The 26968-nt window shown below is 62.4% G+C and carries 24 protein-coding genes and 1 pseudogene; 8 read left to right on the top strand and 17 right to left on the bottom strand.

What is annotated here, in order from left to right:
* Positions 1-40 precede the first annotated feature (40 nt).
* Positions 41-829, bottom strand: a complete 789-nt coding sequence (locus HNO51_RS04025) for a hypothetical protein (RefSeq protein WP_209538548.1) — start codon at positions 827-829, stop codon at positions 41-43.
* A 4-nt stretch (positions 830-833) separates the two neighbouring features.
* Between HNO51_RS04025 and HNO51_RS04020 the strand changes: the two genes are divergently transcribed.
* Complete coding sequence (locus tag HNO51_RS04020; protein WP_209538547.1) at positions 834-1601, top strand: tetratricopeptide repeat protein; 768 nt, start codon at positions 834-836, stop codon at positions 1599-1601.
* A gap of 52 nt (positions 1602-1653) precedes the next feature.
* Here the strand turns inward: HNO51_RS04020 and HNO51_RS04015 are convergent, their stop codons facing one another.
* From HNO51_RS04015 to HNO51_RS03965, 12 genes and pseudogenes are all read right to left on the bottom strand, one after another.
* Positions 1654-2082 (bottom strand): hypothetical protein, encoded by a 429-nt coding sequence (locus HNO51_RS04015; protein WP_209538546.1) that lies wholly within the window; start codon positions 2080-2082, stop codon positions 1654-1656.
* Positions 2083-2099: 17 nt separating this feature from the next.
* Complete coding sequence (locus tag HNO51_RS04010) at positions 2100-3116, bottom strand: type II and III secretion system protein family protein (RefSeq protein WP_209538545.1); 1017 nt, start codon at positions 3114-3116, stop codon at positions 2100-2102.
* 35 nt (positions 3117-3151) lie between these two features.
* The gene (locus tag HNO51_RS04005; RefSeq protein WP_209538544.1) at positions 3152-3445 is read right to left on the bottom strand and encodes a pilus assembly protein N-terminal domain-containing protein; all 294 of its coding nucleotides are present in this window, start codon (positions 3443-3445) and stop codon (positions 3152-3154) included.
* A 44-nt stretch (positions 3446-3489) separates the two neighbouring features.
* Positions 3490-5697, bottom strand: a complete 2208-nt coding sequence (sctV, locus tag HNO51_RS04000) for a type III secretion system export apparatus subunit SctV (protein WP_209538543.1) — start codon at positions 5695-5697, stop codon at positions 3490-3492.
* The gene (sctY, locus tag HNO51_RS03995) at positions 5694-6026 is read right to left on the bottom strand and encodes a type III secretion apparatus assembly chaperone SctY (RefSeq protein ID WP_197449741.1); all 333 of its coding nucleotides are present in this window, start codon (positions 6024-6026) and stop codon (positions 5694-5696) included. Before sctY ends, sctV begins: the two co-directional genes overlap by 4 nt.
* Positions 6023-6421 (bottom strand): hypothetical protein, encoded by a 399-nt coding sequence (locus HNO51_RS03990; protein WP_197449740.1) that lies wholly within the window; start codon positions 6419-6421, stop codon positions 6023-6025. Before HNO51_RS03990 ends, sctY begins: the two co-directional genes overlap by 4 nt.
* 37 nt (positions 6422-6458) lie before the next feature.
* Positions 6459-7085, bottom strand: coding sequence for a SctD/MshK family protein (locus HNO51_RS20945; RefSeq protein ID WP_234283598.1), 627 nt, complete (start codon positions 7083-7085; stop codon positions 6459-6461).
* 447 nt (positions 7086-7532) lie between these two features.
* A pseudogene (locus tag HNO51_RS21235) lies at positions 7533-7673 on the bottom strand (FHA domain-containing protein); the annotation flags it as partial.
* A gap of 150 nt (positions 7674-7823) precedes the next feature.
* Positions 7824-8024: a hypothetical protein gene (locus HNO51_RS03980; protein WP_197449738.1), complete on the bottom strand. Its 201-nt coding sequence runs from the start codon at positions 8022-8024 to the stop codon at positions 7824-7826.
* 463 nt (positions 8025-8487) lie between these two features.
* Positions 8488-10056: an SAM-dependent methyltransferase gene (locus tag HNO51_RS03975; protein WP_197449737.1), complete on the bottom strand. Its 1569-nt coding sequence runs from the start codon at positions 10054-10056 to the stop codon at positions 8488-8490.
* A gap of 30 nt (positions 10057-10086) precedes the next feature.
* A complete protein-coding gene (locus HNO51_RS03970; RefSeq protein WP_209538542.1) occupies positions 10087-18900 on the bottom strand; it encodes a LysM peptidoglycan-binding domain-containing protein in 8814 nt (2937 codons plus the stop codon).
* A 209-nt stretch (positions 18901-19109) separates the two neighbouring features.
* Positions 19110-19976, bottom strand: coding sequence for a LysR family transcriptional regulator (locus tag HNO51_RS03965; protein ID WP_197449735.1), 867 nt, complete (start codon positions 19974-19976; stop codon positions 19110-19112).
* A 61-nt stretch (positions 19977-20037) separates the two neighbouring features.
* Between HNO51_RS03965 and HNO51_RS03960 the strand changes: the two genes are divergently transcribed.
* The 3 genes from HNO51_RS03960 to HNO51_RS03950 all read left to right on the top strand — a co-directional run bounded on the left by HNO51_RS03960 (position 20038) and on the right by HNO51_RS03950 (position 21320).
* Positions 20038-20241 carry a hypothetical protein gene (locus tag HNO51_RS03960; protein ID WP_209538541.1) on the top strand — a complete coding sequence of 68 codons (204 nt, stop codon included), beginning with the start codon at positions 20038-20040 and terminating at the stop codon, positions 20239-20241.
* Positions 20238-20906, top strand: a complete 669-nt coding sequence (locus tag HNO51_RS03955) for an FMN-dependent NADH-azoreductase (protein ID WP_209538540.1) — start codon at positions 20238-20240, stop codon at positions 20904-20906. Before HNO51_RS03960 ends, HNO51_RS03955 begins: the two co-directional genes overlap by 4 nt.
* Before the next feature lie 102 nt (positions 20907-21008).
* Positions 21009-21320 carry a cupin domain-containing protein gene (locus HNO51_RS03950; RefSeq protein ID WP_197449732.1) on the top strand — a complete coding sequence of 104 codons (312 nt, stop codon included), beginning with the start codon at positions 21009-21011 and terminating at the stop codon, positions 21318-21320.
* Here HNO51_RS03950 and HNO51_RS03945 read toward each other — a convergent pair.
* Positions 21317-21958: a nitroreductase family protein gene (locus HNO51_RS03945; protein ID WP_197449731.1), complete on the bottom strand. Its 642-nt coding sequence runs from the start codon at positions 21956-21958 to the stop codon at positions 21317-21319. The genes HNO51_RS03950 and HNO51_RS03945 overlap by 4 nt on opposite strands.
* 15 nt (positions 21959-21973) lie before the next feature.
* Positions 21974-22912 (bottom strand): DMT family transporter, encoded by a 939-nt coding sequence (locus tag HNO51_RS03940; RefSeq protein WP_209538539.1) that lies wholly within the window; start codon positions 22910-22912, stop codon positions 21974-21976.
* 70 nt (positions 22913-22982) lie between these two features.
* On the opposite strand from HNO51_RS03940, the gene HNO51_RS03935 reads away from it, so the two are divergent.
* The gene (locus HNO51_RS03935; protein ID WP_197449729.1) at positions 22983-23474 is read left to right on the top strand and encodes a MarR family winged helix-turn-helix transcriptional regulator; all 492 of its coding nucleotides are present in this window, start codon (positions 22983-22985) and stop codon (positions 23472-23474) included.
* A 17-nt stretch (positions 23475-23491) separates the two neighbouring features.
* On the opposite strand, the gene ogt is transcribed toward HNO51_RS03935, so the two are convergent.
* Together ogt and HNO51_RS03925 are read right to left on the bottom strand one after the other, a co-directional pair.
* Positions 23492-24019, bottom strand: coding sequence for a methylated-DNA--[protein]-cysteine S-methyltransferase (gene ogt / locus HNO51_RS03930; RefSeq protein WP_209538538.1), 528 nt, complete (start codon positions 24017-24019; stop codon positions 23492-23494).
* Positions 24003-24917: a DNA-3-methyladenine glycosylase family protein gene (locus HNO51_RS03925; protein ID WP_197449727.1), complete on the bottom strand. Its 915-nt coding sequence runs from the start codon at positions 24915-24917 to the stop codon at positions 24003-24005. The genes ogt and HNO51_RS03925 overlap by 17 nt, the downstream gene beginning before the upstream one ends.
* Before the next feature lie 215 nt (positions 24918-25132).
* Between HNO51_RS03925 and HNO51_RS03920 the strand changes: the two genes are divergently transcribed.
* Genes HNO51_RS03920 through HNO51_RS03910 form a run of 3 tightly spaced genes read left to right on the top strand, consistent with a single transcriptional unit; the run spans position 25133 to position 26964 of the window.
* Entirely contained in the window at positions 25133-25597 is a 465-nt protein-coding gene (locus HNO51_RS03920) for a GNAT family N-acetyltransferase (RefSeq protein WP_197449726.1), read from the top strand.
* A 12-nt stretch (positions 25598-25609) separates the two neighbouring features.
* Positions 25610-26221: an FMN-binding negative transcriptional regulator gene (locus HNO51_RS03915; RefSeq protein WP_197449725.1), complete on the top strand. Its 612-nt coding sequence runs from the start codon at positions 25610-25612 to the stop codon at positions 26219-26221.
* On the top strand, positions 26218-26964 hold the full coding sequence (locus HNO51_RS03910; RefSeq protein ID WP_234283602.1) for a GNAT family N-acetyltransferase: 747 nt from the start codon (positions 26218-26220) through the stop codon (positions 26962-26964). The genes HNO51_RS03915 and HNO51_RS03910 overlap by 4 nt, the downstream gene beginning before the upstream one ends.
* Positions 26965-26968: the final 4 nt, after the last annotated feature.

Below are 26968 nucleotides of genomic sequence, written 5' to 3'. Positions count from 1 at the left end.
TTTTCTTCTCTTCGTTTTGCCTGCTTTCTTCGTTTCGCCGTCATTCGCTGACGGCGGTCTCGGTCGTTCCGCCGCGAAAAACCCGGACACCGGATGGACCTCGCGGGGTCGGTTGACGAAGGCGTTCGACGTGCCTGGCCACGCTGTCGATCCATGCCGGCGGCCCCCAGGCCTGGAGCGTCGAGCCACCATCCACCAGTCGCACTCGCAAGGGGGCGCCGATACGGGATTCCTCTATGTTTTCCATCAACTGCTGCGAGTCGATTCCATTGAGTTCGAAGCGGCGCTGCGTCATCTCGCCCCGCGTGGCGACATGCAGCACACCGCCATCGAAGAACCAGGCCAGGCCGTTGGCGGCGCTGATCCTCTCAAGGAACTCCTCGGCGGTACCGGCGCGTATGTCCCCTCTTACCCGCCCTTTGACTTCACGTGAAATTTCCACCGGTAGCGACAGGTTGTGCCCCATTTCCCGAAGCACGTCGCGTACGTCTTGATCGATGATGACGTAGCGATACTCGCGCTCCTTCCACTCCTCCATCGGCCATCCGCTTACCTGTTCCTCGGCAATGCAATATCCTGAAATAGTGGCCAAACCCACACCAATAAGAGTGAATATTGCATGACCCTTTCGCATCGATACCGAAATGATTTTTCCTATACCAAGGAGGAGAAAGGTGCAGTAGTATCGAAACGTCTTTGCCTGACGAGGTAACAGGCTTCCCTGGAATACCCGCAACGGAAAGCTCCTTGAAAGGCGTATTTCACGGCAAGCAAACTCGGGGCGTGCTTCCCCATACGAGGAGGTCTCATCGGTGATGCGCAACGACATACGAATGCCCGCTATCCTGCTTTCCTGTCTGACACTCGGCGCCTGCTCGACCCCCGGCAGCGGCCTGGGCGGAGAGGAAGCCCGCCTGCTCAGCCTGGCGGACGACATCGGCCGGCGCGGCGACCACGCCACGGCCGCCGCCATGTACGAGCGAGCGGCGGAGCTGTCCGCCGACGACCCCCAGATCCATGTACGGCTCGGCAATGCTCGGCTCGATGCCGGCAACGCGGAAGCCGCCAAGACCTCCTTCCGCACCGCCCTGAGTCTCGATATCGAGAACACCGATGCCCTGCTGGGACTGGGCACGGCCCAGTTGCGCCTTGGCGAGGTCGAAAGTGCGGTACGCAACCTGCACAAGGCAGCCCCGGAAGTGAATACCCTGGCGGCCTGGAGCCACCTGGGCGCTGCCCACGCCCTGTTGGGCCAGGGTGAGTCGGCGCAGCACGCCTTCTCCCAGGCAGCGGCACTCTCGCCGCATAGCCCCGATGCCCTCACCAACCTGGCGCTGGCGCATTCGCTGGCCGGAGAGGACGAAGAGGCCATCGAGCTGATGCGTCGGGTCAACGACTCACCGCTGGCAGAGGAACGCCACTTCCGCAACATGGTACTGGTGCTGGTGCTGGCCCAGGAGCTGGAGCAGGCCCACAGCATCGCACTGCCGGAGATGTCCCCCAGCCAGCGCCAATCGCTGATCGAGCAGGCTGCGCGCATCGGCGAGATAGCCGACCCCGCCGACCGGGCCCGCGCCATGGGCCTGGCCATGGCGCGATGACGCCTCCCCTGGGGCCAAGCGCCCCAGGGAAGCAGCAGTTGCAGGCTAACGTTCACAGATCCCCCGTGGTGGCGCTGCGGCTGGCGGAGCCACGCGCCTCCGACTCGAGCACGACACGGCGGCTGTTGGCACGCTCCCGGTCCTCCAGGCGTTCGCGAGCCGCTGCCGCTACTGGGGCGCCTCTTGCAGGCCCCATCGCACGTCCATGAAGCAGATCACCGGGGCGCTCGACCATGGCCTGGAGGTTGAGGTCGTTGGCGCAACCGGGCGGCAGGGGTACGATGCCGGCCTGGCCGGGTGACACCCGACAGGTATTGGGCGTGATGCTACTGCGCAGTGCCTCGGTATCACTCCCCGCGGGTTCGCCCACCTGCCGATAGCCGGTCTCCCAGGAGATCGGCCCCATCGACGAGACGCAGCCACTCAGCAGCAGCGCCAGGGGGAGAAGTCGCCAGGTTCGCCAGCCTGTGTGATAGCGCATGCCCTCGTTCTCCTTGTTCATTGCAGGTGGAAGCCGAAGGGGTCGTCACTCGCGACCCGGTAGGCACTGCTCGTATCGAGCCTTCCTTCGTCACCGGCGACCCGGGCATGATCCATCGGCAGCCGAACCGACGACGGCGCCGAGACGGGTTCGACGATATAGGGCGTGATCAGGATCACCAGTTCGGTCTCGTTGCGCTGGAAACGCCGCGAGCGGAACAGGTTGCCGAGCACCGGGACATCGCCCAGCACCGGGACACGCTCGATGTTGTTGAAGGTGTCGCGCTGGAACAGGCCGGCGATGGCGAAGGTCTGGCCGCTGCCCACCTCCACCAGGGTGTCGGCGCGCCGGACCTGCAGCCCCGGCACGCTGATGCCCCCGACCTCCACGCTGCTGCCGGTCAGGCTGCTCACCTCAGGACGCACCTGCAGCGAGATGCGATCGTTGGGCAGCAGCACCGGCGTGAACAGCAGCGAGACGCCGAACTGCTTGTACTCGATGCCGACCAGGTCGCGATTGACCGGTACCGGAATCGGGATCTCGCCGCCGGCCAGGAAGCTGGCGGTTTCCCCGGTGACCGTGGTGATGTTGGGCTCGGCCAGGATCTGCAGCAGGCCGTTCTCCTGCAGCGCCTGCAGCAGCCCGTCGACGCTGTCCCCCCCCGCGCCCAGGGTGCCGAAGGTCATGCCGGCCTGGGAGCCGGGCAGCACGCCCAGCGACAGGGAGCCGTTGTTGATCAGTGCGCTCCAGCTGACGCCGTACTGCAGCAGCTCCTCACGCGAGACTTCGGCAAAGCGCACGCGCAGGTTGATCTGAGTGCTGCCCTGGTAAGTGGTGGCATCCAGCGCTCGCCCCTCTTCCGGCGCGTGGCTTTCGAGCGTCGACTGGATGGCGATGGCACTATCGACGTCGGCGCTTTCCCCCTCCGCCACCAGCTGGTTGCCGGCCATGCGCAGCACGATCGGCGCCCCGCCCCCGGCCCCCTGCAGGGCCTGGTTGACCGCATGGGCGCCATCACGCACCTGCAGTCGCATCGATGCCTGGGTACGCTCGTCCGCGCCCAGGACGATCAGGTTGGGTATCGCCCTGGGCCTAAGAGATAGATCACCCCTGGGGAGACGATCTGTACGTCGGCGATCTCGGGGTCGGCCACGAACACCGACTCGGCCGGTTCGCCGAAGCGCAGGATGCGCCCCTGTCCGGTCTCCAGCGTGAGCCCCTGTTCCCCGCCAGGATCGACATTCTGGGCATACGCGGAAGCCGCCAGCACGAGCCATGACAGCAGTGTTGTCAGGCAGCAGGCCAGATAGCGGAAGCGTACCGGGCCGAAGGAGGGAGGGAGAATCGAGGGTCTGGCTGCCATCGCAGTCACTGCTCCTTGATGGGGAGGGTTGTCGTTCGAGTCGTTCATTCCGCTTCACCCTTGGGCGCGCTGGCAGCCTCGCCATCGCCCCGCGAGTTCGCTTGCGGCAACCTGACCTGGGCCAGCGACTGGAGGCTGAACTCCGGCGCCACCTCGGACCAGGCGATCACTGGCAGATCCAGCTCGTGCCGCTTCGCCCACTGCTGCAGTACCGGACGCACATCGGCGGACACCACCACCACCGGCGACACGTCGCTGTCCAGCATCTCCAGGCGCTGCTGGAACCAGCGGTTCAAGGCGCGTGACAGCGATGCCGGCACGCTGCCGCTCCTGGCAGCGCCATCGGCACTGCGCTGCGTCGCCCGGATGGCTTCCTCGAGCTGGCGGGTCACCACCCAGGCCGGCAGTACCCTATCGGCGCGGGCAAAACGATGGCAGATCTGGCGCGACAGGGCGGCCCGAATCCGCTCGGTCAACCGCGGCACGTTCGCTTCCTGGGGGCCCCAGGTCACCACTGCTTCGAGGATGGTGCGCAGCGCACGCAGCGGAATGCCTTCGTCCACCAGGCGGCGCAGGATGTCCGAGATCTTCTGCAGCGAGACCACGCGCACCGCCTCGCCCACCAGCTCCGCATAGTCCTGCTCCATGCGCGACAACAATGTGCGGGTCTCCTGGATGCCGACGAATTCGCCGGCATAGCGGGCCAGAGTGCGCTCCAGGCACAGGCACAACACCTGATCGGCCCTGCGATAGCCGATCCCGGCCTCATCCAGACGCTCGACCTCCTGCGCAGCCACCCAGTGCCCCGAGTGCCGCCCCAACGGCGACGGATGCTCGGCGGCCTCGACCTCCAGCAGCTCCAGGTGCACGGGGTCGTCGTCGAGCAGCACCCGCTCGGCGGGGAGCTCCCCCTGCGTGATCGGGACTTCGTCGAGCTCGATGGCGAAATGATCGGCTTCCAGCTCCGCATCGGTGCGCAGGCCGACGCCCGGCATCTCGATTCCCAGGTTTGCCCCGGCACGGCGGCGCGCATCGTCAAGCTCCCAGCGCAGGGCATCGAGAGACAACCCATCGGCTAGCGAGGCCGACAGGCACAGCACCACACGATGTGATCCACCCGCCTCCGGTGCAGTGTCAGCGTTCGGCGCGGGTTCCTCGTCAGCCGGCGTTGCCGCTTCCCTAGTGGGAGTGGGAGCGGCGCCAGCCGCCAGGGGTGCCGGGGAGGACAGCTCCCCGCTGGCATCAACCTGTGCCACCAGGCTGCGTTCCCGGCGATGCATGACGAAGGCTGCGAAACCCAACCCAGCCGCCAAGGTGAGGAACACCCCGGAAGCGAACCCCGGGATAAAGGCAGCGAAAAACAGGATGACGGCGGTCAATCCCAACGCCCGGGCACTCCTGCCGAGCTGGCCGACGATCTCGCTGCCCAGGTCACCGCTATGGCCGGAACTGGAACTGACCCGCGTCACGACGGTACCGGCGCCGACGGCGATCAGTAGCGCCGGGATCTGGGCCACGAGCCCGTCGCCGACCGTCAGCAGCGAATAGGTGTCCACCGCCTCGCCGAACGACATGCCCCGCTTGACCATGCCGATCGACAGGCCGCCGATCAGGTTGACGCACAGGATCACCAGCCCGGCAATGGCATCGCCCTTGACGAACTTCATCGCACCGTCCATCGCTCCGTAGAGCTGGCTCTCCTGCTCCAGCCGCTGACGCCGGCTACGCGCCTCGGCCTGCTCGATATCGCCGTTGCGCAAGTCGTTGTCGATACTCATCTGCTTGCCCGGCATGGCATCGAGAATGAAGCGGGCGGCCACTTCGGCGACCCGCTCGGCGCCCTTGGTGATCACCAGGAACTGGGCCACGGTAATGATCAGGAATACCACCAGGCCGATCATTACCTCACCGGCAATGACGAAATTGCCGAACGCCGACACCATCTTCCCGGCATCGCCATCGAGCAGGATCAGCCGCGTGGTGGTGATGGAAAGCGCCAGGCGGAACAGCGTGGCCAGCAGGATGATCGGCGGCAGCGAGGAGTACTCGACCGGGTGCGAGATGTAGAACGCCACGACGAGGATCAGCAGGCTGAAACCGATGTTGATGCCGATCAGCGCATCCACCAACGTCGTCGGCAAGGGGATGATCATCATGACCACCGCCAGCACAATGAACAGCGCAATGACCACGTCGCTGCGTTGGGCAGCTCGCTGGGCAAGGAGATTGAGCTTTGCCAGGACCGCGCTCATGCATTCCCCCGCTGCTGCAGGTAATCGCGAAAACGACGTCGGGCTTCGTCCTTCTGCCCAGCCGCCCACAGTGCCCGGCTCTGCAGCAACACCAGACCGGGCGAGGCTCCCTGTAGCCGCTCGAGGTGTTCTATCGCGTCGAGCGCCCTCGAGGTGTCGCCCACCGCGATGAAGGCCCGGGCCAGCGTGTGCAGGATGCCGGCATGTTCGGGGGCGACATGCACCGCGATCAGCAGCAGCACCAGGCCGCGCTTCGTTTCGCCGCTCTTGAGATAAAGATGCCCCATCATGTGCAACAGCTCCGCCGCTCCCTGGTCGCCATCCCTCATGGCTCGAGCTCCTCGGCCTCGGCGCGTCGTTCGGCCCACTCCAGGCGCTGCGCGATTTCCTCATTGATCAGCTGCGCGGCCATCTCGACGACCTCGGCCTGCGTATCCATCTCGGGCAACACCGCATCGACCACGTGCTGCAGCAGTCCGATGCTGCGCTCATCGGCATAAAGCGAAGGGTCGCCGGCAACGGGCAGCGCCAGGCGCTCGATCTGCTCGCGCAGTGTGCCGCCTTGCTGGCGACGCGCCTGGCTGCCCTCCACCGCCCTGGCGAAATCGGCTTGTCGCTCCGGATCGACAGGCTTGCTGCCGCCGGCCTCGCCGACATGGGGCACCGTCCCGGCGCTGGAGCGAAGACGAGGATCGTCATGAATACGATCGGCGGTGACTCTCATGGCGTCGCCTCCATGGCAAGGGGCCGGCAGCGTTCCGCTACAGCGTCAGGGAGAATTCGTCGTTGCCACGGCGTACCGTGACGCGGTTGTCGGCGATCTCTGCCAGCACCCAACCCTCTTGCAGGGCGGCACCGGGATAGAGGCGTTCACCCCGGGGGCCAACGACATAGGGATTCTCACCGAACCACACCGCCTGGAACTGCAGGGCCGGCGAATCGGTCGACAGCTGCGGACGGGCTTCGCTGATCAGCAGCTGGCTACCGCCATAGTGCTGGTCGAACCAGAGCTGCACGTCGCGCCACTCGTCATAGCGTTCGGGTGGGAACTCGCCGGCCACGACCAGATGATTGCCGGCATCCCGGACCTGCAGCCCCTCCAGACCGACCTCGGCGAGCCGCTGGGCCAGCGCCTCGCCGGGTGGCGTATCGACGACCATCAGCGAGCGGGCCGCCTCGGCAGCCTGTGGATGCAACATGCCCGTGGTATGGAGCGCACTGGCCGAGATGCTGGCCCCTGCCGTGCCGACGCCAACGAGCTGGTAGATGCCAATGATCGCCAGGGTCGTGCAGAGCGCCGTCACCGCGGTGCTGCGACTGGCCAGGACACGCGTCGGCGACTGGCGCACCTGGGCCAGCCGGTGGCGCCAGTGCGCCGGGATCGGCACGCGACGCCATTGACGGGAAACGAAGCTTCCCAACGGCGCGAGCCAGGCACCGAGGCGCTGCCTTACAGGAGCAGTGGCTCGCTCGACGCGGGACCACAACCACACCAGCCTGACTTTAAGGATGAGGACCGCTGGCAAGGCGAAGCGCTGCAGGGCAACTCGCAAAGGGGCAAGCCGACGCCTCAGTGCTTCCCTTACTACGGGCACGCTCGCCTGCACACGACGCTGGAGCATGCCCACCCCTCGCTGGGCGCTCTGCAGGGCTGGCGGAAGCGACAGCTCAGGGCGCGAAAGTGCAAATTTCACGTCACCGACAACAAGGGTAACCGGCAAGGGCGTACGCCAACCGGTGCCTTGCGCCAGCAGTTTACCGTTGGCCTCGATAGCGCCACCGACCGCCTCGATGGCCACCATCCGCGCGTGAAAGCGCAGAATGACATGCTCAGCGGCAACGTCGGCATCGCTCAGTATTACGTCACAGCCGGTCGCGGAGCCGATACGACAGACCGGCTGTTCGAGTGGCACGGCCACTCCCGCATGAAGGCCGCTCCTTACTTCCAGGGTGGAGAACACCTCGGTCGTCGGCATCAATAACGAAGTCACGGAAGCCATGGATGCCACCTGTCATCAAATGCCACCATGCCCGGGCCCCATCCCGAGACATGACAGCAGCAATGCGCAGCTGAACTTCAAGCACGAACGGACGCTGGTGCCCCGCCAGCGTCCGTCGTGACCGCATCAATTGTTCGGGCGAGCCGCCCTGGCGGTATCGACCTCAGTGTTACCCTCGGTCTTGACCTTGCTGACCTCCATCGATTTCTTGGCGGCCTGGTCGAAGACGTTCTTCAACTCTTGGACGTCGATGCCACCGCCACCGGCACCACCAGCCCCGGGAACATCCCCGTTTTCTTTCTTTTCCTTGACCTTGAAGATCGCCATGCCATGTCTCCTTTTAGGATGGAAAATCTGAGCAGCGGCTACCTGGCTCCTCAACTCTTATCATCACGTCGAGAAAACAGAATTAGATCTCATGAGTGCCACTCCACCAAATCATAGACAAACGAACAGCCAGTGCAATGAAAAAAAGGAGGAAAAACGACTAAATGCTATTTATAAAGATGCGTGATATAAACATATAAAGCATACTGAGAAATACAATAATGCTTCGCAATGAATTGTTAAAAATCCCCCTCAACCACACAAAAGCTACAGTTCAATTAAGTTTTCCATGCGCCATGAAATAAAGAAATTTTCTTTAGCCAATACTACTAAATTCAGAAAAAACCAGGCGCACAGAAATAAAGCTCTGAAAAAGTGCAGAAATTCGAAAAAATCCTGTAGCGCCACCCTAGCCCATGGTGGCGACGTGCCCAACGTACCCCTCCGAACAGCGACCCCTCTGCTATTGCTTAGCCTCGCCAAGCAGGCAACCCTGTGCATATGGTCCACAGCTGGCGACGTTCCCGCCATGAACCAAGCGATTCTCCATCTCAGATGCCGAGAAAGGAGTAATTACGATGTATGTATCGTGAGCAGCACGCACCCTTAGGCCATCGGGCCAGAGGATACGACCATCCTCTCCGACACACCCACTACAGATTACTTTGCCCCGGCGGAACGACGACAAATTGACATCCATGTTGGGAAGACGCATGAAATGAACGTAGTATCCAGCCGGAAACTCTCCTCGCCGCGATATGTCATTCAGCGCCGGGATGTCACCAAGGCGATAGACATGAACTCCTTCTTTCTGTCGAACTGGCGCCTCCCCAGAAAGGAGTCCTTTCTGGTCGTTGCTTTTGTCAGGGCATGAAATCTGGCGTGTTTTTCTCTGAACCAAGGCAAAGAAATTGGAATAATCCTTTCCCAACAGCCTCAAGCCTCTATTTCGCTTGATGGAATCTTTCTCTCTACGCAGGCTTTCCCTCAATCCATACGCCTGAAGAAATACAGGCTGGGCATATACCCCCTGAGGCGCTTTAGTGGTAGCTATGGGTTCCAGCCCTTCACCAGCTCCGACCTTGGAAAGGATAATGGGATCGACATGGGAAGTCATGTCGACCACACCGGGATATTGGTACCCTATCTCCAAGGGATACTGCTCCCAGTCAAAGACGGTATAGGGGGCCTTCCTGATGGCGCCCGGCCCTCCGTAGTCGAAAGTCAGCACATAGCCCTCATCGAGAGCCATTCCTAGCTCGCGCATCCAGTGTATGGCCCTGATATTGACCGTCAGCCGCTCGCCCTCTGGCTGTGCAGCGATCGGGAATACCTTATTCAGGTCCATAAGCACGGCGGCGAGAGCCGCACTCGGCGATCGCTCCTCTTCGCTGAAGTTCCCATGCGAATCGACGGTGACGTAAATTTCGTTGAGCTCCCCATGCCGAACCACGGCACGGTGCACCGGAAAGGCATCAGGGAGTTCGTTGGAGAGAAACACGCCTCGAACCTTCCGCAACGGCAAACTATCTGCGCTTGCGTGAATCCAGCGGACCCGCGGCCGCCCCGCCAGGACGCGCTGTTGACGCACGATCAAGGCCCGGCTGCGCTCGACAATCGTATAGCGAAGAGCGTCATGAAGCTCGATATGCTCGATCTTCAAGGTTTCGATGATGTCGCGAGCCAGTGTCCCATTACCAGCCCCCATCTCAATCACATCAAAGCGCCCGGGACGGCCCATTGCCGTATGCATATCGACCAGCGCTTTCGCAAGCGTACGGCCAAAGTAACGGCTTCGCTCCGGTGCCGTGACAAAATCGTCGTTGCTCGCATTGCCGATCGAAACGACTCCCGAATTGTAATACCCCCCTTCACCATCGAGCCCATAGAGAGAGCGATCCATGAACTCGGCAAAGGGAATTCCCCCTCTCGCCCTGACATACTCGATCAACCCCCCGACAAAGCGAGGATCGAGCCGTAACCCCAGCGCCGGATATGGATCCGCTTGACTATTGGCAACGGGTGAGTTCATCAATCGCTCTTCCAAGTGGTCTCGATAGCGCTAAGCCATCTCCCGTTTTGGCAGATAGACCCTGTCCCCAGGCTGCAGAGCACTGGGATCAGCGATATGGCCCAGGTTGAGCTCTACCACTTCTGCGACATCGTGCCCCCGGCTGATGGCAATGCCTCCCAGCGACAAGTGTGACTCGACCTCAACCCAGTCATGTCCCTGATCCTCGAGAGCCGGGTTGGTGCGCCGTTGAATGTCTGCGGTGTGGGTAGAAGGTCTCCAAGACCGGGCAGACCAGTGCTCGTGCTCTTCTTCATGACGCCCCCCTCCATCATTTGGCTGCTGAGTCGGCTCCGGACTTAGCGAGGTAAACTCCTGTTCCGACCGCCCCGACACATCTTCCGTGGCAGGAGAGTCTCCGGATTCTTCATCATCTTCGAGATCCGCAATCAACCACTCCCAATCCGGCAGCAATTCCTTGTCTTCCAGATAATCACGCAAATCAATCAAAGCACCAGGAATTAACATGCCTCCGGCGAGTGTCAAGCCCACGCCAGCCCAGATACGATTCCCATCCGCTGCCAAGCGGTTGTCATCGGTCAAGCGGCGGAATGGCCCATGACGCACATCCGCATCCCTCCAGTTGAGCCGCCTGCTCGCAAGATCGATGAAGTACATCTGCATGAGAGTGCCACCCGCCAGGGCCGTGCCCGCAAGATGATTGCCTTGCATGAATTGGTTGTAAGCTTCGGTGCCGGTCAATGCCGCCATGGGGATGGTGGTCATTGGATACAGCAACCGAATCGGCCAGGATCTGCTGGGATCCTGGCCTCCTTTCCATGCCTGCACCATGGAAATGGCATCATCACGCAGTCCCTTGATACCGTAATAGGACAGACCAATCTGGAAAGGGAGTGCGGCCAGATGGACTCCGGCAGCGAACCAGTGGCCGTTGGCAATGGCATCTCCAGCAGAGTACATGGTGTATGCGGCCCATGGCGGCGTCATGATGCCGTAGAAGTACGACCCAGTAGCCGTGCTGGTACCGGTCAACTTGTTGATCAGTGGCAGGGATTTCAGATCAACACGCGCCAGCCCCGTACCCACCTTGACCGCTGCGCTACCGGCGAGAACGACGTTGGCGGCAAGAAAGCCTGCCAACCCGAGGTTGCCGGTAACGTCTAGCAGGTTAGTGCTAAAGAGCTCTCCGTTACTCCATTGATTCTGAAGATACTGCCAGGACACCACATCATTGACCAAGTGTGTCGCTAATATGCTGCTATTGAATATCACTCCCCTCACGGTGCGGGGATCCAGTGGGTTAACGGTCAGGGCCTCCGCCCCAGCGACTCTTTTCAGCTGCTCTCGATAAAGACTGGCCGATTGTCTGAGTGCTAGCATCCTGGCATCTTCCGTCCAACCCCGCTGTGCACTCGCTTGATTAACGTGCAGTTCCTGCAGCAGTTGGTAGCGTGCCCAAAATTCCTCCGTCACGGTGCCGATTCTCGCGACCTGCTCCTTGCTGAGATTCAGGGCCCTACGAGAGGCTATGATGCGACTGGCTTCCCAGTTGAGCAGTTCCGCCGTGACCTCGCCTCGTTCAAGTGCCTCGTGATTAATTCTGATCTTTTCGTCGAAACGAGCCTTGAAGAAATTGAGGGTTCCCCGCGTCACGAAACCCAATCCGTTGAGGAGAAGTGCGGGAGACTCCGGAGAGGCCGCACGATTAAGCACATCGCCGGTCCAGCCATGGGCAGCAGCACTATGTCCCCCGAACAGGGAACCTCCCACCAAGGCAGTTGCAAGGCCTCGGGCCGTGCGGCGACGCGCTGGCGAACTATCATTACCCGTAGCGTGCGCAGGTGTGGCGTGGACCTGGCCGCTCCCGTGAGAGCCGGCTACCAAAGAGACCCTCACATAAGGACCGTTTGGCAGCTTGGCCACATCCTCCGGGGCCAAGGCCTGCTCGAGTACGCTGCGACGCACCAAGGTAGTCTCGGGAAGCGCCTGCTTCTTCGCTTTACGGTCATAGGGCGAGTGCCAAATCTTTCGAGAGGATTCTCCTACGACTGACGTCCAGCCATCTCCCAGACCGTGTATCTGTACGACCGGGCCTTGGGGGCCCCCGCTGACGGATACCCTACCACTCGCTGGTGTCGATTGAGATGGTGTCGCATTTTGCTGTGTCCGGTGTGCCGTCTGGGGTGGCGTCGTACCTTGTTGCCGTGCATTAGGCGCCGCATTAGGTGTTGCCGTTGACGGTTGACCCGCCGACACGGTAGACGACACACTCCAGAGCCCATTGCCACTATAGACGGCGAAGGGCAGGCCTCCTCCCTGTATCTGCGCCCTGGTCTCGGTGACACGGTCACTGCTTACGACGATGAAGATATCGCCATTCTTAGCGGTCACCTCACGAGGAGAGGCTCCACTACCCGTAGCATCCTCGATTCGTACCGTCTGCCGCCCATTCCCTTGGTCATGCAAGGAAAGAGTGACTGGCTGCCCCTTCTGGCTCGAGGGCCAACGGAGATGTCCGTTCTCATCAATGCGACCACTCTTGGGCACGGTGCCGCCATCGATAAAATATGTGGCGTCGTCGAGCCCGGTATTGGATGAGCGAACGATATGAACATAGTGATCCGCCGGTAGAGTGCCATCACTCGATGCTTGATTTAGTGCATCCAGATCGCCGAGTCGATAAAGCCTCGCGAGCCCCTGCGGTGGCGTTGCGGTCTGCTGCGTACCAGGCACGTGGTTTGGGGATGCGCCCCGCATCCAGGGCATGACGAAGGCTTCGCCAGTTTCCGGATCTCGGTAGAGGATGTGGGTCTTATGTTGCACACCCGCCTCGTCTCCTCGTGGTCGAGGACCGATGTCGGGCTGTATGTAGATATTCGAGACATCCTTAGGCGGGTGGCCAAGAACCCTTGGAGTGAAATGGTCGTGAGCAGGAAATTGCGCTGTCAGGTCTCGCTCCGTTTTTGGATCGACCCCCCGAACCGCCTGACTTCCTTGCAGCGCTTCCGCACTGAGATATGCCGGAAGCCTGGCAGGGTCCTTGAAGCCAGGGTTATAGACAGGAGGACCAACGTAGTTACCCTCGGAATCAACACGCCGGGCAGACAAGATGTCTTGCCCGGCTATACCTTGCGAAAACCTGACCTCATAATTATTGATATCGGCTTCCCGCTGAGGCGTAGTCTTATTCTTCGGCCTGGCAGGTAGCGACTGAAATATCTCACCATCTGATACGTCACTAATTATTGTATAAACCCATGTATCGCTATCACTCGCTCTCTCGCTTGCCCACCACCGAGCCTTTCTCGCTGACAGGCTGGTAGAGACGCCTCCGTGAGGATCGGATGGGTTTCTTGGCTGGAAGCCGGGCAAGAAAATCACGTCTGGACCACGCGTATCTCCGCGAAAAACAGCTGTTGCCTCCGTATGGCTTGGCGTTACCTCACCCATGAGACCAGCCAATCTAGGCCTGATCACGGTAGGCTCCAACAGAGCCATTGCCGTATTCTTCAGCAGCACTAATCGTGACCGTTCATGCCACTCGTCAAAACTTAACTTCCTTGTTGGATTCGGAGGATCTGGCCAGGCCTTTAGTTGTTCGGGTGAGAGCAGCAATAGATGCCACGGCTCGATATTTAGTCGCTCCTTCCCGCTCAGTGCTGCTATTTCTTCAGGTGAAAGAGACTTCAGGGCCGCAGCTGCCTGAACATCGGCATCATTGACCCAAGGCGGAAGTCCCTGTTCCTCACGGATGGCGGCTGCCCCCTGATTCTCTTTCTTGGACCAGAAGGGAATTCTAAAGATACCTCGGTCATCCCCTCGCACGGGGTTCTGCTGGACGAAATCCCACATGAAATCCCGGAACCGTGTAAGGCTGCTTTTCCTTGCACCGGTATCATGGTTATTCTGGTAAGAAGCAGATATTCCCTCCCCTTGCGGTAAGGTAGGAGGCGCTTGCTCCCTCGCCCCCCCCTGATTCGGCCACGAGGCCCGCAGCCCCAGGTACCCCATGCCGGTCCCGAAGGTACCGCTGGCAACCCCCGTCACCGCCTCGGTCAGTTCGAGACCTGACATTTCGTCCCAGTGCATTACGAGGTTGTAGCCGGAGTGGCCCAGTAGCGGTGCGCCGATGCCCATGGCGCCCACGTCTGACCAGCGCGCCGCCGCAAAGACACCGCCCGGCTGCGAGAGCATCTGCGATGCATAGGCGTAGTTCGGTGAATAGTGCGGATGTGTCGGATTCAGTCGGCGGGCATTGAACGCCCCAATGCTGGTGCGCGCCGCCACCGTTCCCTCGACTCCGCGTGCTGTCATTCCGGCAAAACGCAAGCCGCTCGATGCCATCGGCAGCACGGACGTCGCCAGCATGGCGCCTTGCATCAGGCCTTCCGCACTCGCCCAGGAGCGGCCATGGCGTTTCATATTGGCCAGGTTGTCAATGCTACGCGCGGCAAAGTAAGCCCCTCCTGCGTAGGCAAGAGGGGCAGCTATGGGCGCCGCTGGGGTAAAGGACAGCAGAGTGGCAACTCCGGTACCGATGCCTATCACCGGGTCGAGCCACTCTTCGGTGAAGCTCTTCTCGCGGGCCTGCTGCCACTCGTACTGAATGTCGCCGCTGATATCGGCGATCTCGGCGAAGTTCTCCGGTACATAGACCTGGCCATCTTCGGACAGGTAATTGTTGTACTGGAAGTCCGCGAAGTTGCGATAGCGGCTGCCACTGTCATCGATGAGCCAAGGGTGGGTATCGTCTTCGCCCATGCGGAACAGGGCTGTATCGTAAGTGGAGCCACTCTCCTGATAGAGAATCGGGATGATCTCGACCTCGTCTCCCTTATCGCCAAGCTCACGGATTTGGTCGGCCACCGGGTCGATCAGTTCAGCGTCGTCCGTCCCGAGCACCGCGCTCAGGTTTTCGTCCAGCTCCTCGTCGATGGTGATGACACGCTCCTCCGGCAGGTTGTCCAAACCCGCCTCGACACGCGCCTCATCGGCCTCCTGATCCCTGAATGCCGTGACAATCTCCGGCGAGTTGTCCGGATCGAGGCGATGCGCCTCCTCCTGTTCCAGCAGGTGCGCGTTGAACCGACTGGCCCTCTCAATGTTTAGTCGGTAGTCAGCGTTCTCGTCCAAAGCCTCTCCTAGGACCTTTGCCTCCTTTTCAAGGAGGTCCAGTTCATCGGCTAGATTCAACTCCGGATGCTGTTCCTTCCAGTCTTCCGGCGCTTTCTCCATGAACGAGATGCCGGCCCGCATGATGCCCAACTGAGTGAGGATTCGCGTTTCGCGACTATTGGAGAGGTGCTGCTGGGCCTCGAGATACCCTCCCTCCAGTTCGAGGTAGTCATCCTCCCACTGCCAGGATTCTGCGGGCCCTGGCCCTTCCTGTGCCGGCCCGGCCGAGGTCCCGCCGTCGAGCAGTTGCCAGGTCGACGGCTGGGCAGCACGATAGGCTTCCATTCGTGCGTGCCACTCCCCCGCCTCGAGAGAGTCACGCTGCTCCTCGAGCAGCGCCAATTCCTCCTGCGCCGCCGCCACTTCGGGATGCACCCAGCGCATCCCCTCTCCCATCTCTTCATTGATGATCGGCACCAGCACCGGATCCACGTCATCGGGCAGGGAGCCAGTGAGCTTCTCCGTCCCGCCAAGGCCATACTCCTCGACGGTATCGTCATAGGATGTCTGAGCCTCCGCTACGGCCGTCCTGGCCTCCTCCAGGCTGCCTTCGGCGATCCAGTCCGCCCACTGCCGATCAAGCTGCTGCTCTGCCTCGGTACGCTCCATCCACTCCGGAGCTTCATCGGGGGTATAGGTCAGCTCATCTTCCAGTGTGTAGTTTTCGTAGACGATGGTCAGATGGAGCTGGCCGTCCTCGACAGTGACAGTGACGTCGTTCTCGCTGAACCGTCCTGCAGACTGCATGCGACCCTCTCCCCGAGGATCGCGGCTCGCATCATAGTAGCGGTAGTTGTCGCCGAAGCGCTCCGGGTGCCGTTCCCGATAGGCCTCGAGTGCCGCCTCCTCGAGTCGCGAATATTCCGCCAGCCGCTCCTCGGCGTCGTTCAATACCTCGTGGGCTGCGGCCACCTCCGGGTGCACGTACCAGGTTTCACCGTCTCGCTCGATCGGTACAGTATCCTCACCGTCAGACACCAGCGAGCCTTCCCCGAGCCGTTCCTCAGCATCGTCGAGGGTCTGCTGAGCATTGGCAATCTCACCATTCTCGCCCTCGAGACTCTCGCGCTGTTCAGCGAACTGCTCGGCGCGCATCTCCTGATAGTCTTCCTTCGCCTCGTTATAGCGCTCCGTAACATCGACCAAGCCGTCTGCCGAGGCATTCCGCTCCCTTTTCCAGTGCGCCCAGTCCCCATCTACCTGTTGCTGCGCGTCAGTACGACCGGACTCTCCTGGGGCATAGGTCAGTTGGATCTCAACCTCCTCGGAGGCATAGGTATTCACCAGCCAGAGCTGCCCATCACGCTCGATAACGCTCTGCGCCATCAACTCGCCGGTATGCCTGTCCCGAGTGCTTCGCCCCCCTCGCCCCCGAGACGTCACTTCATATTCGTATCCGCCTTCCTCGAAATAGTGCGGGTTCTCTTCACGTTCGGCAGCGAGCGCGTCCTGCTTGATATCGGCCAACTCGAGGGAGTCGCCCCCACGCATCAGCTCATCCCACTCACGGTCTAGCCCACGCGCCCGATCAGGGCGCTCCCTTGGCGCGTCGCCCGGGGCATAAGTGAGCGGGACTTCAACCTCCTCGTCCATGTTCTCGTAGGTGTTGACCAAATAGAGCTGGCCATCCCGCTCGATAATTTCCTGATTCTCCAGCTCGCCTGTATGTTCTGTCTTCGAGCCGGCCCGGCCGCGGCTCACGGTATATTCGTAACCATCCTCATCGAAATACCGTGCATACTCCTCGTCCTCTTCATAGAGCTTGACCAGACGCTCCTCGATGTCCTCCGCTTCCTCTTGCAATTCTTGCCACTCGCGCTCGGCATCGAGGTACTCGATCCACGTGGTGATCTCCTCCAGCCGTTCCTGTGCCTCTTCCAGAGCGCTATCCGGATCCGGCAGTTCCCAGTAGACACCATGAGCCTCACCCGCGGCGTTGAGGCGTTCAAGGGCATTGTTCCAGGCCTCCTCGTGCTCCGGGTCCAGGGCGTAGACATCCAGCTCCGCTTGTCTTTGCAGGACGCTGGTCATTGCCTCGTCACGGGCACGACGTGCCGCCTCCTCCGCTTCGACCACCTCGACGAGCTCGGCATCCACCCAAACCCATACCCCGTTGCGCCGCACTGCCTCCCACTCCCCGCCGGAGGGCGCCGCCTCGTCCGGTGGCGTACCGGGATTATCGCCAGCCGCATCGGAGGCGGGTTTGATGACCTCGTCCGCGTCACCTTCGTCCCCGAGGATCTCGTCGATGGCGGCTTGGGTCTCCTCCTCCAATCCGGCGAGCTCGTCTTCCAGCTCCTCGATGCGGGCCAGTTCCTCGCTACCCAGCAGGATACTCTCGAGAATTCCCTGGAGGGCCTGCTCCTCGTCCGAGTCGCCGTCCAGCCCCATCAACAGCTCGGTGAGCGATTCCTCCTGCGTCGCGGGTTCGATATCGACTTCCAGGCCATCCTCGTCGCGCCGCAGTGTCATGCTCCCATCCGGCGAGGTGGTCAGGGTATAACCGTTGTCGGTCACCTCGACCGTCGTCTGCGTGGCACCCTCGATGATCACCGTCTCGCCTTCGTGGATGACGTTGGGGTCGCGAGGCGAATCGAAGAGTTCAGGGTTACTCTCCTCGAGTTCCTCCAGCGTCACACCGTAGCGTTCGGCAATGGCGATCAGATAGTCACCATCCTGGACTTCATACTCGATGGCTTCTCCATTGTTCTCCGCCACCGTGGTCGTCTTGGTTTCACGTCCGTCCGCATCGATCACGGTTTCGATCACCGTGCCGTTGCCATATTCGGTCCGGTTGACCTCGTTGCCCTCGGCGTCGATATAAACTGAAGAGGTTCCGGTACCTCGCCCGGAGCTGTAACTCGCAATCACCTCTTCACCATCTTCAGCATCGACGATTCTAGTGGTGTATTGCTCCCCACCATTGGCCAGCTCATTGGTCTCGAACTCGACCGCATAGCCGGCAGCCGCGAGCTGGGCGATCACTTGCTCGCGGGTCAGCCCCCGCTCCTCGGCAATCTGGTCGAGGCCCTTGCCCTCGGAGACGTCCTCGGCGATCCCGTCGATCCCCTCCCGGGTCGTCTCCTGGCCCTCTTCCAGTATCGTGCGATTGCCCTCGTCATCAATGACGACCCTGACGGTGTCACCATCCTCATTGGTAAAAGTTTCGACTGCGCCACCATTCGCCAGCTCGACTTCTTCGTACTCCGCCAGGGTGTCATTCGTTTCCGGATCGGTGATGACAGTGGTACGCCCCGTTTCGCCCTCGGGCTCCGTCGTCTCGACTTCCAACCCAGCGGCTTCCAGCTTTTCGACCAGTTCCTGTCGGCTCAGCCCCTGCTCCTCGGCAATCAGTTCGAGGCTCTTGCCCGACGAAACGTCGTCGACGATTCCCTCCGCCGCCTCAGCAGCGGCGTTGTCGTCGGTCTCGACATTGTCCACCGGCTCGACCGTATGCACGTTCTGGAAGGGGTCCTCGCCTCCTTCCGGGGCAAGGTTTTCCGGCGCCAAGTCCGGAAACAGATATGGTTCGTCCTGGTTGAGGTCCGGAAGCAGCGCCAATGATTCCAGGTATGCCGGTGAATAGACGCCATAGCCCGGGAAAGACGCGCTGTTCGTGGCCTGAACCGGATGAAAGGTTGTGCCAGCGTTCCATTGCGGTGTCGTCACGCTCTGCTGCGGCGTGAACGCCGCCGGGCTGGGCGGGCGCGGCTTGGCTGCAGCCCTGACAATCGCATTGGCAAAGATCGACTCACTCCCGGTCGAGGCCTTGGCGGCCAACCGAAATATACTGCTAAGCCTCACCATTGTTGTTCTCTCCTCCATGACGAGGACACAAGCTGTGGGTCACGCTATTGTTTTTTGTCAGGCCTGCGGTGCTAGACCGGCTCCGCGATGGGCGCGGGGCAGAGATGCTCGTCGATGCGCTCCGCCAAGGCAGCCAGGACACTCTGATCGCCCGAAGGGTTGGTCATCAGCATGAACTCGGCCTCGGGCAGCGGTGGCAGGCCGTGCTCTTCCGCCAGGGCGACCAGCCCCGGTCCGAGCTGACTCTCCGGCATCGGTGCCAGCGCGAAGCCACCCTCGACCGCCGCGCGCAGGCTGGCTCCGCTGGTGCAGAGCATGGCCATGCGCTGGGGGACACCGGCCAACGCCAGCTGGGTCAGGGCAGCTTCGCGATAGGGGCAGGCCTCCGGAAACAGGGCCAGAGGGAGTGGCGAAGGCAAGCGCACGGGGCAGCGCTCGGCCCAGGCCCAGACCAGCGGCTCATGCCACAACAGCCGGCCTGGCTCGTGGGAGCCGCACTGAGCGCCCAGCACCATGTCCACATCGCCGCGTTTCATGGCCACGATCATGTCGCCGGGAATGCCGACTCTCACGCCGAGTTCGACCTGCGGATTGTCTTCCATGAACTCCCTGAGTGCTCGCATCAGCGGGGCGCTGACGCAGTCCTCCGCGACCCCAAGGCGCACGTTGCCCTGATAGGTGGAACGGGAAAGCTGGGTCATGGCATCACGATTGAGCGCCAGGATGGCCCTGGCATAGGCGGCCAGGCATTCGCCATCGGGAGTGACTTCGAAGGCACGCGTCGTACGCCGAAGCAATGGCTTGCCGACCTGGGCCTCCAGACGACGCAGGTGCCCGCTGATGGCCGGCTGGGTCAGGTGCAGGCGGTTGGCGGCGCGAGTGAAGCTGCCTTCATCGATGACGGCAACGAAACTCCTCAGGAGAAGCAAATCGAGCATGTGCATATCTTTCCATGATAAATATGGCTTTCATTTTTTATGTATCATCAGGCGGCGTGTCATGACACGCCGCCTGATGATTGCCTCGCCCTCTTCAAGCTGCCTCAAGCCGCTCTTTCGCCCCCTCATCCAGAGTAGCAGAGTTAAGAAAAAAGTATCATCTTGGTTCATTATAAATACCATCACACTATTTGATTTATTTTTTCCTTTCGGAGGTGCTGGCATAAAGAAGACAACAACCAAAGTGAGGTTATTTGTATCATGACAATTCTCCTGCACGTTTCATCTTCACCCCGCAAGCAGCGCTCTGCATCGCTGGAAGTCGCGAGGAGCTTCATATCTCACTACCGGGATTATTCTCCCCAGGTCCAAGTGAAACATCTCGACCTCTGGGAGATGGACCTACCCGAATTCGATGACAGCGCCATGACAGCAAAGTACGCCGGACTAGCCGGCACACCGCTGACGCCAGCTCAGCAACAGGCCTGGGACCGTCTGCGTCAGCTCGCTTCCCACCTGCACGAGGCCGACCTTCTGCTGTTCTCGATGCCGCTGTGGAATTTCGGCATACCCTATAAACTCAAGCACTTCATTGATCTGGTATCGCAGAAGGATATCCTGTTTTCCTTCGACCCCGAGTTTGGATTCAGCGGCCTGCTCACTGGCAAGAAAGCCATCGTGGTTTATGCCAGGGGGCTGAGCTACGCCAACGATTCGTTTACGCCATCGCAAGAATACGACTACCAAAAAGTATACTTCGAGATGTGGCTGAAATTTGTCGGCATTACCGATATCGAGTCGGTGATCGTGGAAAAGACTCTCTTTGGCAGCGAAGTCGATGGCGAAGCGCGACGACACGCCTGCCTGCAGGCGGAGCAACTCGCAGAAAGCCTGGCGCTCTCCCAGCGGGCGGCTCGAATCCCATCCTGAACGCCGGCAACGTCAAGGATGGCAAAACGACCGATTCGCCGAGCATAATGGCTTCGGGGGTTCGCCCGGAAAATTATATCGTAGCGCGAGGGACACAGCCTCATGGAAATCACCCGCAGCCGGGACTTCACCGCCGAGCGCGCCTGGGGCGCCAAGGACATCGCCAGCATGAACGGCATCACCACCCGCCTGCACTGGACCGACCGGCCCTACCGCTGGCACGTCAACGACGGTGAGGAGGTCTTCGTGGTGCTCGATGGCCAGGTGGAGATGCGCTATCGCAGCGGGGGCGTCGAGCATTCCCGACTGCTGGAGGTGGGCGACATCTTCTTCGCCTCGGTAGGCACCGAACATGTCGCCTGCCCGCTGGGAGAAGCCCGGGTGCTGGTGGTCGAGAAGGAGGGCAGCGTCTAGGCCCCGTCCCATACCAGCACGAAGCGCTCCCTGGGCCAGCGCACCTTGGCCTGCCCGGCCAGGCGATCTTGCGCCGTGTCGCGATAGCCCAGCGCCAGCAGCACCACGCTACGCAGGCCCTGCTGCTCGAGGCCCAGCAGGGCGTCCAGGGCGGGCGGGTCGAACCCTTCCATCGGTGAGGCGTCGATCCGTTCCGCTGCCGCGGCGGTCAAGGCCGTGCCCAGGGCGATATAGGCCTGTCGGGCCGCCCACTGGTGACGTGCCTCAGGGGTGGCAAAGCCGGCAACGGCAGCATGGAGCGATTGCCGGTACCCTTCCAACTCCTCCGGGTCGATACCGCGGGCCGCGGCGGTCAATGCCACCAGTTCATCCACGTGCCGGCCGTCCACTTCGGCCCAGGCGGCGAAGATCAACAGGTGGGAGCATTCGCTGACCTGGGGCTGGTCGCACGCAGCATGTCGAATCCGCTCGCGCAGCGTCGGGTCTTCCACCACCAGCACACTGTAGGGCTGTAGACCGTAGGACGACGGCGCCAAGCTCGCTGCCTCGAGAATGGTATCGAGAGTGCGCCGGGGCACCTGCCTTCCGTCCATGCGCTTGGCGGCGTAGCGCCAGTGCAGGGCTTCCATGAGTGACATGGGATTCTCCTGTGGTCAGGCTTCCGCCGTGGCAGGCGGAGTCGTGTCACGGCGCGCAGCGCCGCGGTGGAAAAGAGCCGCACCGAGGATCACCAGCCCCCCCGCCAGGCCCAGGTAGGGCGGCACCGCCTCGCCCAACAGCGAGACGGCGATCAGCGTGCCGACCAGGGCCGCCACCATGCCGATCTGGCTGAGGTACACGGGGCCGGCAATTTTCTGCAGCACGAAGTAGAAGACGTAGAGCACGGTGAAGACGGCAACCTCGGCAAGTAGCAGGCTGAGCACCCCTGTCGAGCCGACCAGTTGACCGAACTGCTGCGCCTCGAACGCCAGCACGAAGGGGGCTAGCGCCAGGGCGCCCCCCAGCAGCATCAACGCAGCGAGGTAGATCGGCCCCGCCTCGTCGGGCCAGCGCAGGGTGCGATAGATGTTGCCCAGCGCGATGATCAGCGGAATCGTCAGCACCAAAGCCACCCAGCCCTGGGCCCCCTGCATGCCACCCGCCTTGGCCCACGCCAGCAACACCCCGCCCGCCAGCCCCAGCAGCACGCCGGAAAGCCGCAGCGCTCTGATGCGCTCCATGCCGAGCCCCACCGCCAGCACCCAGGTGACGAGGATCGGGAAGGCAAAGCTGAGCGAGACGAATCCCGCCCCCACGTGGCGCACCGCCAGAAAGCCCAGCGCATTGGGCAGCGCGAAAAGGGCGCCCGAGACCAAGGCGTACTCGACGATGCGGCGGTCGAGCTTCATCGGCTGGCGCCGCAGGGCAGCCAGTGCCAGGAGCAGTGCGCCGGCAACGAAAACGGCCGCCATGAGAAAGCTCAGGCGTGGAGCACCGGCACCGTCGGCGAGCTTGGCCACGGCCAGCGACAGGGCCAGCAGGCTGCCGACCAGCAGCAGGCAACCCAGGGCGTACCAGCCGGTGCGGTTGCGTGGCTTGGTTGAGTTGGTCATGATCGGCTCCTGTTCAGCGCGGGAAAAGATTCTCGACACAAAGTATCTTGATGGAAAGATAAATGCGCCTATGAATCGTGTCAAGCAAGCCATTGCCCAATGGCAACGGGAGATGCCCGAGCTCGACCTGCTGCCGATGGAGGTAGTGGGCTATCTGAAGACCACCCAACTGCTCGCCCAGGAGCGACTACAGGCCTTCTTCAAGGAGTACGGCCTGCAATTGGGAGAGTTCGACGTGCTGGCCACGCTGCGCCGTTCGGGAGCCCCCTACCGCCTGGGGCCGACGCAGCTGTTCGAGACACTGATGGTCTCGTCGGGAGGCATGACCAGTCGGCTGGATCGCCTGGAGAAGGCGGGCCTGATCGTGCGCTCGCCGAATCCCGAGGATCGGCGCGGCACGCTGGTATCGCTGACCGAGGAAGGCTTGGCACTGATGAACCGAGTCGTGCCCCGCCACGTGGAGAACGAGGCCAGAATGCTTTCCGCTCTCAGCCGCGAGGAACAGCAGGCATTGGGTGAGCTATTGAGCAAGCTGTTGGAGGGGTTGGTCGATGAGACCTGAGCTGGTGGCACAGGCCGCTACGCGAGTGTAAACAGGTCTCTCTGCAGCTGGCGCCGCTCGTGCTCCACCAGCCAGCGCTTGCGCGGCAGCCCGCCGCCATAGCCGGTCAGGGTGCCGTTGGCACCGATCACCCGATGGCACGGCACCACGATGGCCACCGGGTTGGCGCCGTTGGCCAGGCCGACGGCGCGGCTGGCACCAGGCCGCCCTATCCTCGCCGCCAGCTCGCCGTAGCTGATCGTGGTACCGGCCGGAATCCGGCGCAGCGCTTGCCACACCAGGCGCTGGAACTCGGTGCCGCCGGTGGCCACCGGCACCGCATCGAGGTGGGACGGATCGCCGTCGAAGTAGGCCTCCAGCGCCTGACGTATGGCTTCTGGCGCCGAGCCCTCGACGAGCTCGTAGTGGCGATAGTGACGCCCCAGCAGACGATGCAGCCGTTCATCGTGGCTGTCGAATTCCAGCGCGCGCAGTGCGCCTTGGTCATCGCCGACCAGTCGCAGCTCGCCCACGGGGGACGGCAGTCGATCAAGCCAGAGTCGCATTGCGTTTCTCCCGTTGCGGTTTTGCTGCCGTCGTGGTGGCCGCATCGGCTTGCCACAGGTGCATCACGGCATAGGCGCGCCAGGGCCGCCAGGCCTCGGCGCGCGCCAGCAGTTCGCGCGGCGTGGGGCGCCGACCTTGCTGTGCCAGCGCCCGCTGCAGCGCCACGTCTCTCGGCAGGAAGGCGTCACTCTCCTGCAGGCCGCGCATGGCGATGTAGTGCGCCGTCCACTCGCCGATACCTGGCAGGGCGCAAAGGTGGGCCACGGTCTCGTCGAGATCCTGGCGCCGTTCGAACAACCGTGGCTGCTCGCGGTAGGTGTCTGCCAGCCGCACCAGGGCGGTGGCGCGTGCGCCGGGCATGCCGAGCGCCTTGATCTCATCGAAAGTGAACCGCTCGGGCGCAGGGAATAGCCGCTCCAGGCCGACTCCAGCCTGCCCCTCCAAGCGTTCCCCCAGCCGCTCGACCAGCCGGCCGGCCAGCCGCGTGGCCGCATCGACGCTGACCTGCTGACCGAGGATGGCGCGCACGGCGACCTCGAACGAATCCCATCCGCCCGGCACGCGAAGCCCCGGGCGCTGCGCCACCAGTGGCGCCAGCGTGGCGTCGCGACTGAGCTTACGGCCTATCGCCACAGGATCGGCCTCGAGATCGAAGAGCCGCCGCAGTCGTTCACCCACCTCCGGGAGGGCCTCACGCGAAGAGAGCCGGACCGACGCCCGCAGCGCATTCTCTTCAGGCGCGTGGCGCACCGTGACGCGACCTAGCGCTCCGCCCAGACGGAAGATTCGGTGATACCCCTCGCTGTCGATGCGCTCGAGCCCCGGGATCGTCCGCCGGGCCAGGAAGGCCAGCACCGCGTGCCAGTCATAGGGGGGGCGGTAAGACAAGCGCAACATTGACTCGGTCATTCGAGTCGCATCATTGGCGCGGTTGGTTTCGGTCGAGAGGTCCATGGCTCCATTCTAGCCTGGGCGCAGCCATTGTCTGCCGGTTTTCGGACCTGAATGGCAGAAAAAGTGGCTCTCCAAAACACCCTTGAAATGGCTCTTAGCAAGGAACCATCCTCGCTTCACACTGGGTTACCCCCTACCGCCAACGCGAGGTGCCCACCATGCCCGTCCGCCCTGCCACCCTCGACGACCTGGAGCCGCTCAGCGCGCTGCTCGATGGCTACCGCCAATTTTATCGCCAGGAGCCAAATCTCGAAGGCGCCCGGCGCTTCCTGCAGGCACGCCTGTCGCGCGGCGACTCGCATGTCCTGGTGCACGAAGGGCCGCAAGGAGAATTGCAGGGCTTCGTTCAGCTCTATCCCCTGCTCTCCACGGTGCGCCTGGCGCCGTTATGGCTACTCAACGATCTGTTCGTCTCGCCCGAGGCGCGCCGCAGCGGTGTCGGCCGCGCCCTGATGCAGGCCGCCAGGGAACTGGCCGAAAGCCATGGCGTTGCTCACCTCAAACTCGCCACCGAAATCACCAATCGCACCGCCCAGGCACTCTACGAATCGCTCGGCTGGCAGCGCGACACCACCTTCTACCACTACGGACTGCTGTTCGATTCGCAAGCGAGCCAAGGCTGACCCGGAGGCACCATGTACGCTCCCCCTTCAATGCAGCTCGGGCGCAATCAGGCCTGGGAATTGATCGAGCGCCACGGCTTCGCCGTCCTGGTCGGCGCCGACCTGCAGGCCACCCACCTGCCCCTGTTGCTGGAACGCAGCGAAGGCGAGCAGGGCACGCTCTACGGCCACTTCGCCCGAGCCAACCCGCACTGGCGAACGCTCGATGGCAATCGGGCGCTGGCGATCTTCAGCGGCCCCCATGCCTATGTCTCACCGGCCTGGTACGCCAGTCAGCCAGCCGTGCCCACCTGGAACTACCTGGCCGTACACGCCACGGGTACCCTCGAATTGCTGGGGACAGAGGCCACGCGTGAACTGCTCGATCGCAGCCTGGCGCACTTTGAGCCCGCCCTGCTCGATTCGTTGTCCCGTGAGCCAGGCTACCTGGAGAAGATGCAGACCGGCGTGGTCGGCTTTCGCCTGCCCATCGAGACGCTGGTGGGCAAGGCCAAGCTAGGCCGTCAGCGCTCTGAGGCTGACCAGGCCGGCGTCGAGGCAGCCCTGGCCGAGAGCCGCGACCCGCAGGCACGCCAGTTGTGGCGTTACATGCAACAACTGGCCAATGAGGAGAGCATGTCATGACCCTGGCCGACGTGAGCCACAACATGAGCCACAACGACTTTGGCCAACCGGTCGGCGCCGCCCTGCCCGACTGGCAGCCGGCACGCCGGCCGGATCGAATACCGCTGCTGGGCCGCAGGGTTCGCCTCGAGCCGCTCGCGGCCGAACGCCATGCCGATGCGCTGCACGCCGCCTTCATGATGCCGGGCGAGGGCTTGCACGATGGCCCGGCGGCACGCTGGACCTACTCCGGCGGCATGCCGTTCGCCGATGCCGAGCAGTACCGCGCCTGGCTGAAGGCACGGTCGGAAAGCAACGACCCGCTGTTCTACGCCATCGTCACGGTGGCTGACGAGCGGGCACTGGGGCTGGCCAGTTACCTCAATATCGTGCCGGAGCACGGCAGCATCGAGGTCGGCCACATCCACTTCACCCCAGCGCTGCGGCGCACGCCGGCAGCCACCGAAGCCATGCTGCTGCTGATGCGCCACGCCTTCGCGCTGGGCTACCGGCGCTATGAGTGGAAGTGCGATGCGTTCAACGCCGCCTCGCGGCGTGCCGCCGAGCGGCTGGGCTTTCGCTTCGAGGGAGTGTTCCGTCAGCACCGAGTGGAGAATGGACACAGTCGCGACACCGCCTGGTTTTCGCTGCTGGACGGCGAGTGGCCTTCCGTCGAGACACGCCTGGAACGCTGGCTTGCGCCGGAAAACTTCGATGGAGAGGGCAGACAGATAAGCTCACTGTCGACGCAGACGTGCCGCTGAACGA

Source organism: Billgrantia sulfidoxydans (genome assembly GCF_017868775.1).
Lineage (GTDB): Bacteria > Pseudomonadota > Gammaproteobacteria > Pseudomonadales > Halomonadaceae > Halomonas > Halomonas sulfidoxydans.
Note: the sequence above shows the minus strand (reverse complement) of the source record. Positions and strands in the feature narration are given on the sequence as shown.

What these genes read in the sequence shown, in the direction of transcription:
- HNO51_RS03945 (WP_197449731.1), bottom strand. Translation starts at nt 21,958, where the DNA reads ATGTCACTCATGGAAGCCCTGCACTGGCGCTACGCCGCCAAGCGCATG.
- HNO51_RS03940 (WP_209538539.1), bottom strand. Translation starts at nt 22,912, where the DNA reads ATGACCAACTCAACCAAGCCACGCAACCGCACCGGCTGGTACGCCCTG.
- HNO51_RS03990 (WP_197449740.1), bottom strand. Translation starts at nt 6,421, where the DNA reads ATGAGAGTCACCGCCGATCGTATTCATGACGATCCTCGTCTTCGCTCC.
- HNO51_RS03915 (WP_197449725.1), top strand. Translation starts at nt 25,610, where the DNA reads ATGTACGCTCCCCCTTCAATGCAGCTCGGGCGCAATCAGGCCTGGGAA.
- HNO51_RS03925 (WP_197449727.1), bottom strand. Translation starts at nt 24,917, where the DNA reads ATGTTGCGCTTGTCTTACCGCCCCCCCTATGACTGGCACGCGGTGCTG.
- ogt (WP_209538538.1), bottom strand. Translation starts at nt 24,019, where the DNA reads ATGCGACTCTGGCTTGATCGACTGCCGTCCCCCGTGGGCGAGCTGCGA.
- HNO51_RS03950 (WP_197449732.1), top strand. Translation starts at nt 21,009, where the DNA reads ATGGAAATCACCCGCAGCCGGGACTTCACCGCCGAGCGCGCCTGGGGC.
- HNO51_RS03980 (WP_197449738.1), bottom strand. Translation starts at nt 8,024, where the DNA reads ATGGCGATCTTCAAGGTCAAGGAAAAGAAAGAAAACGGGGATGTTCCC.
- sctY (WP_197449741.1), bottom strand. Translation starts at nt 6,026, where the DNA reads ATGAGGGATGGCGACCAGGGAGCGGCGGAGCTGTTGCACATGATGGGG.
- HNO51_RS04020 (WP_209538547.1), top strand. Translation starts at nt 834, where the DNA reads ATGCCCGCTATCCTGCTTTCCTGTCTGACACTCGGCGCCTGCTCGACC.
- HNO51_RS03975 (WP_197449737.1), bottom strand. Translation starts at nt 10,056, where the DNA reads ATGAACTCACCCGTTGCCAATAGTCAAGCGGATCCATATCCGGCGCTG.
- HNO51_RS03965 (WP_197449735.1), bottom strand. Translation starts at nt 19,976, where the DNA reads ATGCTCGATTTGCTTCTCCTGAGGAGTTTCGTTGCCGTCATCGATGAA.
- HNO51_RS03910 (WP_234283602.1), top strand. Translation starts at nt 26,218, where the DNA reads ATGACCCTGGCCGACGTGAGCCACAACATGAGCCACAACGACTTTGGC.
- sctV (WP_209538543.1), bottom strand. Translation starts at nt 5,697, where the DNA reads ATGAGCGCGGTCCTGGCAAAGCTCAATCTCCTTGCCCAGCGAGCTGCC.
- HNO51_RS03935 (WP_197449729.1), top strand. Translation starts at nt 22,983, where the DNA reads ATGAATCGTGTCAAGCAAGCCATTGCCCAATGGCAACGGGAGATGCCC.
- HNO51_RS04005 (WP_209538544.1), bottom strand. Translation starts at nt 3,445, where the DNA reads ATGGCAGCCAGACCCTCGATTCTCCCTCCCTCCTTCGGCCCGGTACGC.
- HNO51_RS04010 (WP_209538545.1), bottom strand. Translation starts at nt 3,116, where the DNA reads ATGCGACTGCAGGTGCGTGATGGCGCCCATGCGGTCAACCAGGCCCTG.
- HNO51_RS04025 (WP_209538548.1), bottom strand. Translation starts at nt 829, where the DNA reads ATGTCGTTGCGCATCACCGATGAGACCTCCTCGTATGGGGAAGCACGC.
- HNO51_RS04015 (WP_209538546.1), bottom strand. Translation starts at nt 2,082, where the DNA reads ATGCGCTATCACACAGGCTGGCGAACCTGGCGACTTCTCCCCCTGGCG.
- HNO51_RS03960 (WP_209538541.1), top strand. Translation starts at nt 20,038, where the DNA reads ATGACACGCCGCCTGATGATTGCCTCGCCCTCTTCAAGCTGCCTCAAG.
- HNO51_RS03955 (WP_209538540.1), top strand. Translation starts at nt 20,238, where the DNA reads ATGACAATTCTCCTGCACGTTTCATCTTCACCCCGCAAGCAGCGCTCT.
- HNO51_RS03920 (WP_197449726.1), top strand. Translation starts at nt 25,133, where the DNA reads ATGCCCGTCCGCCCTGCCACCCTCGACGACCTGGAGCCGCTCAGCGCG.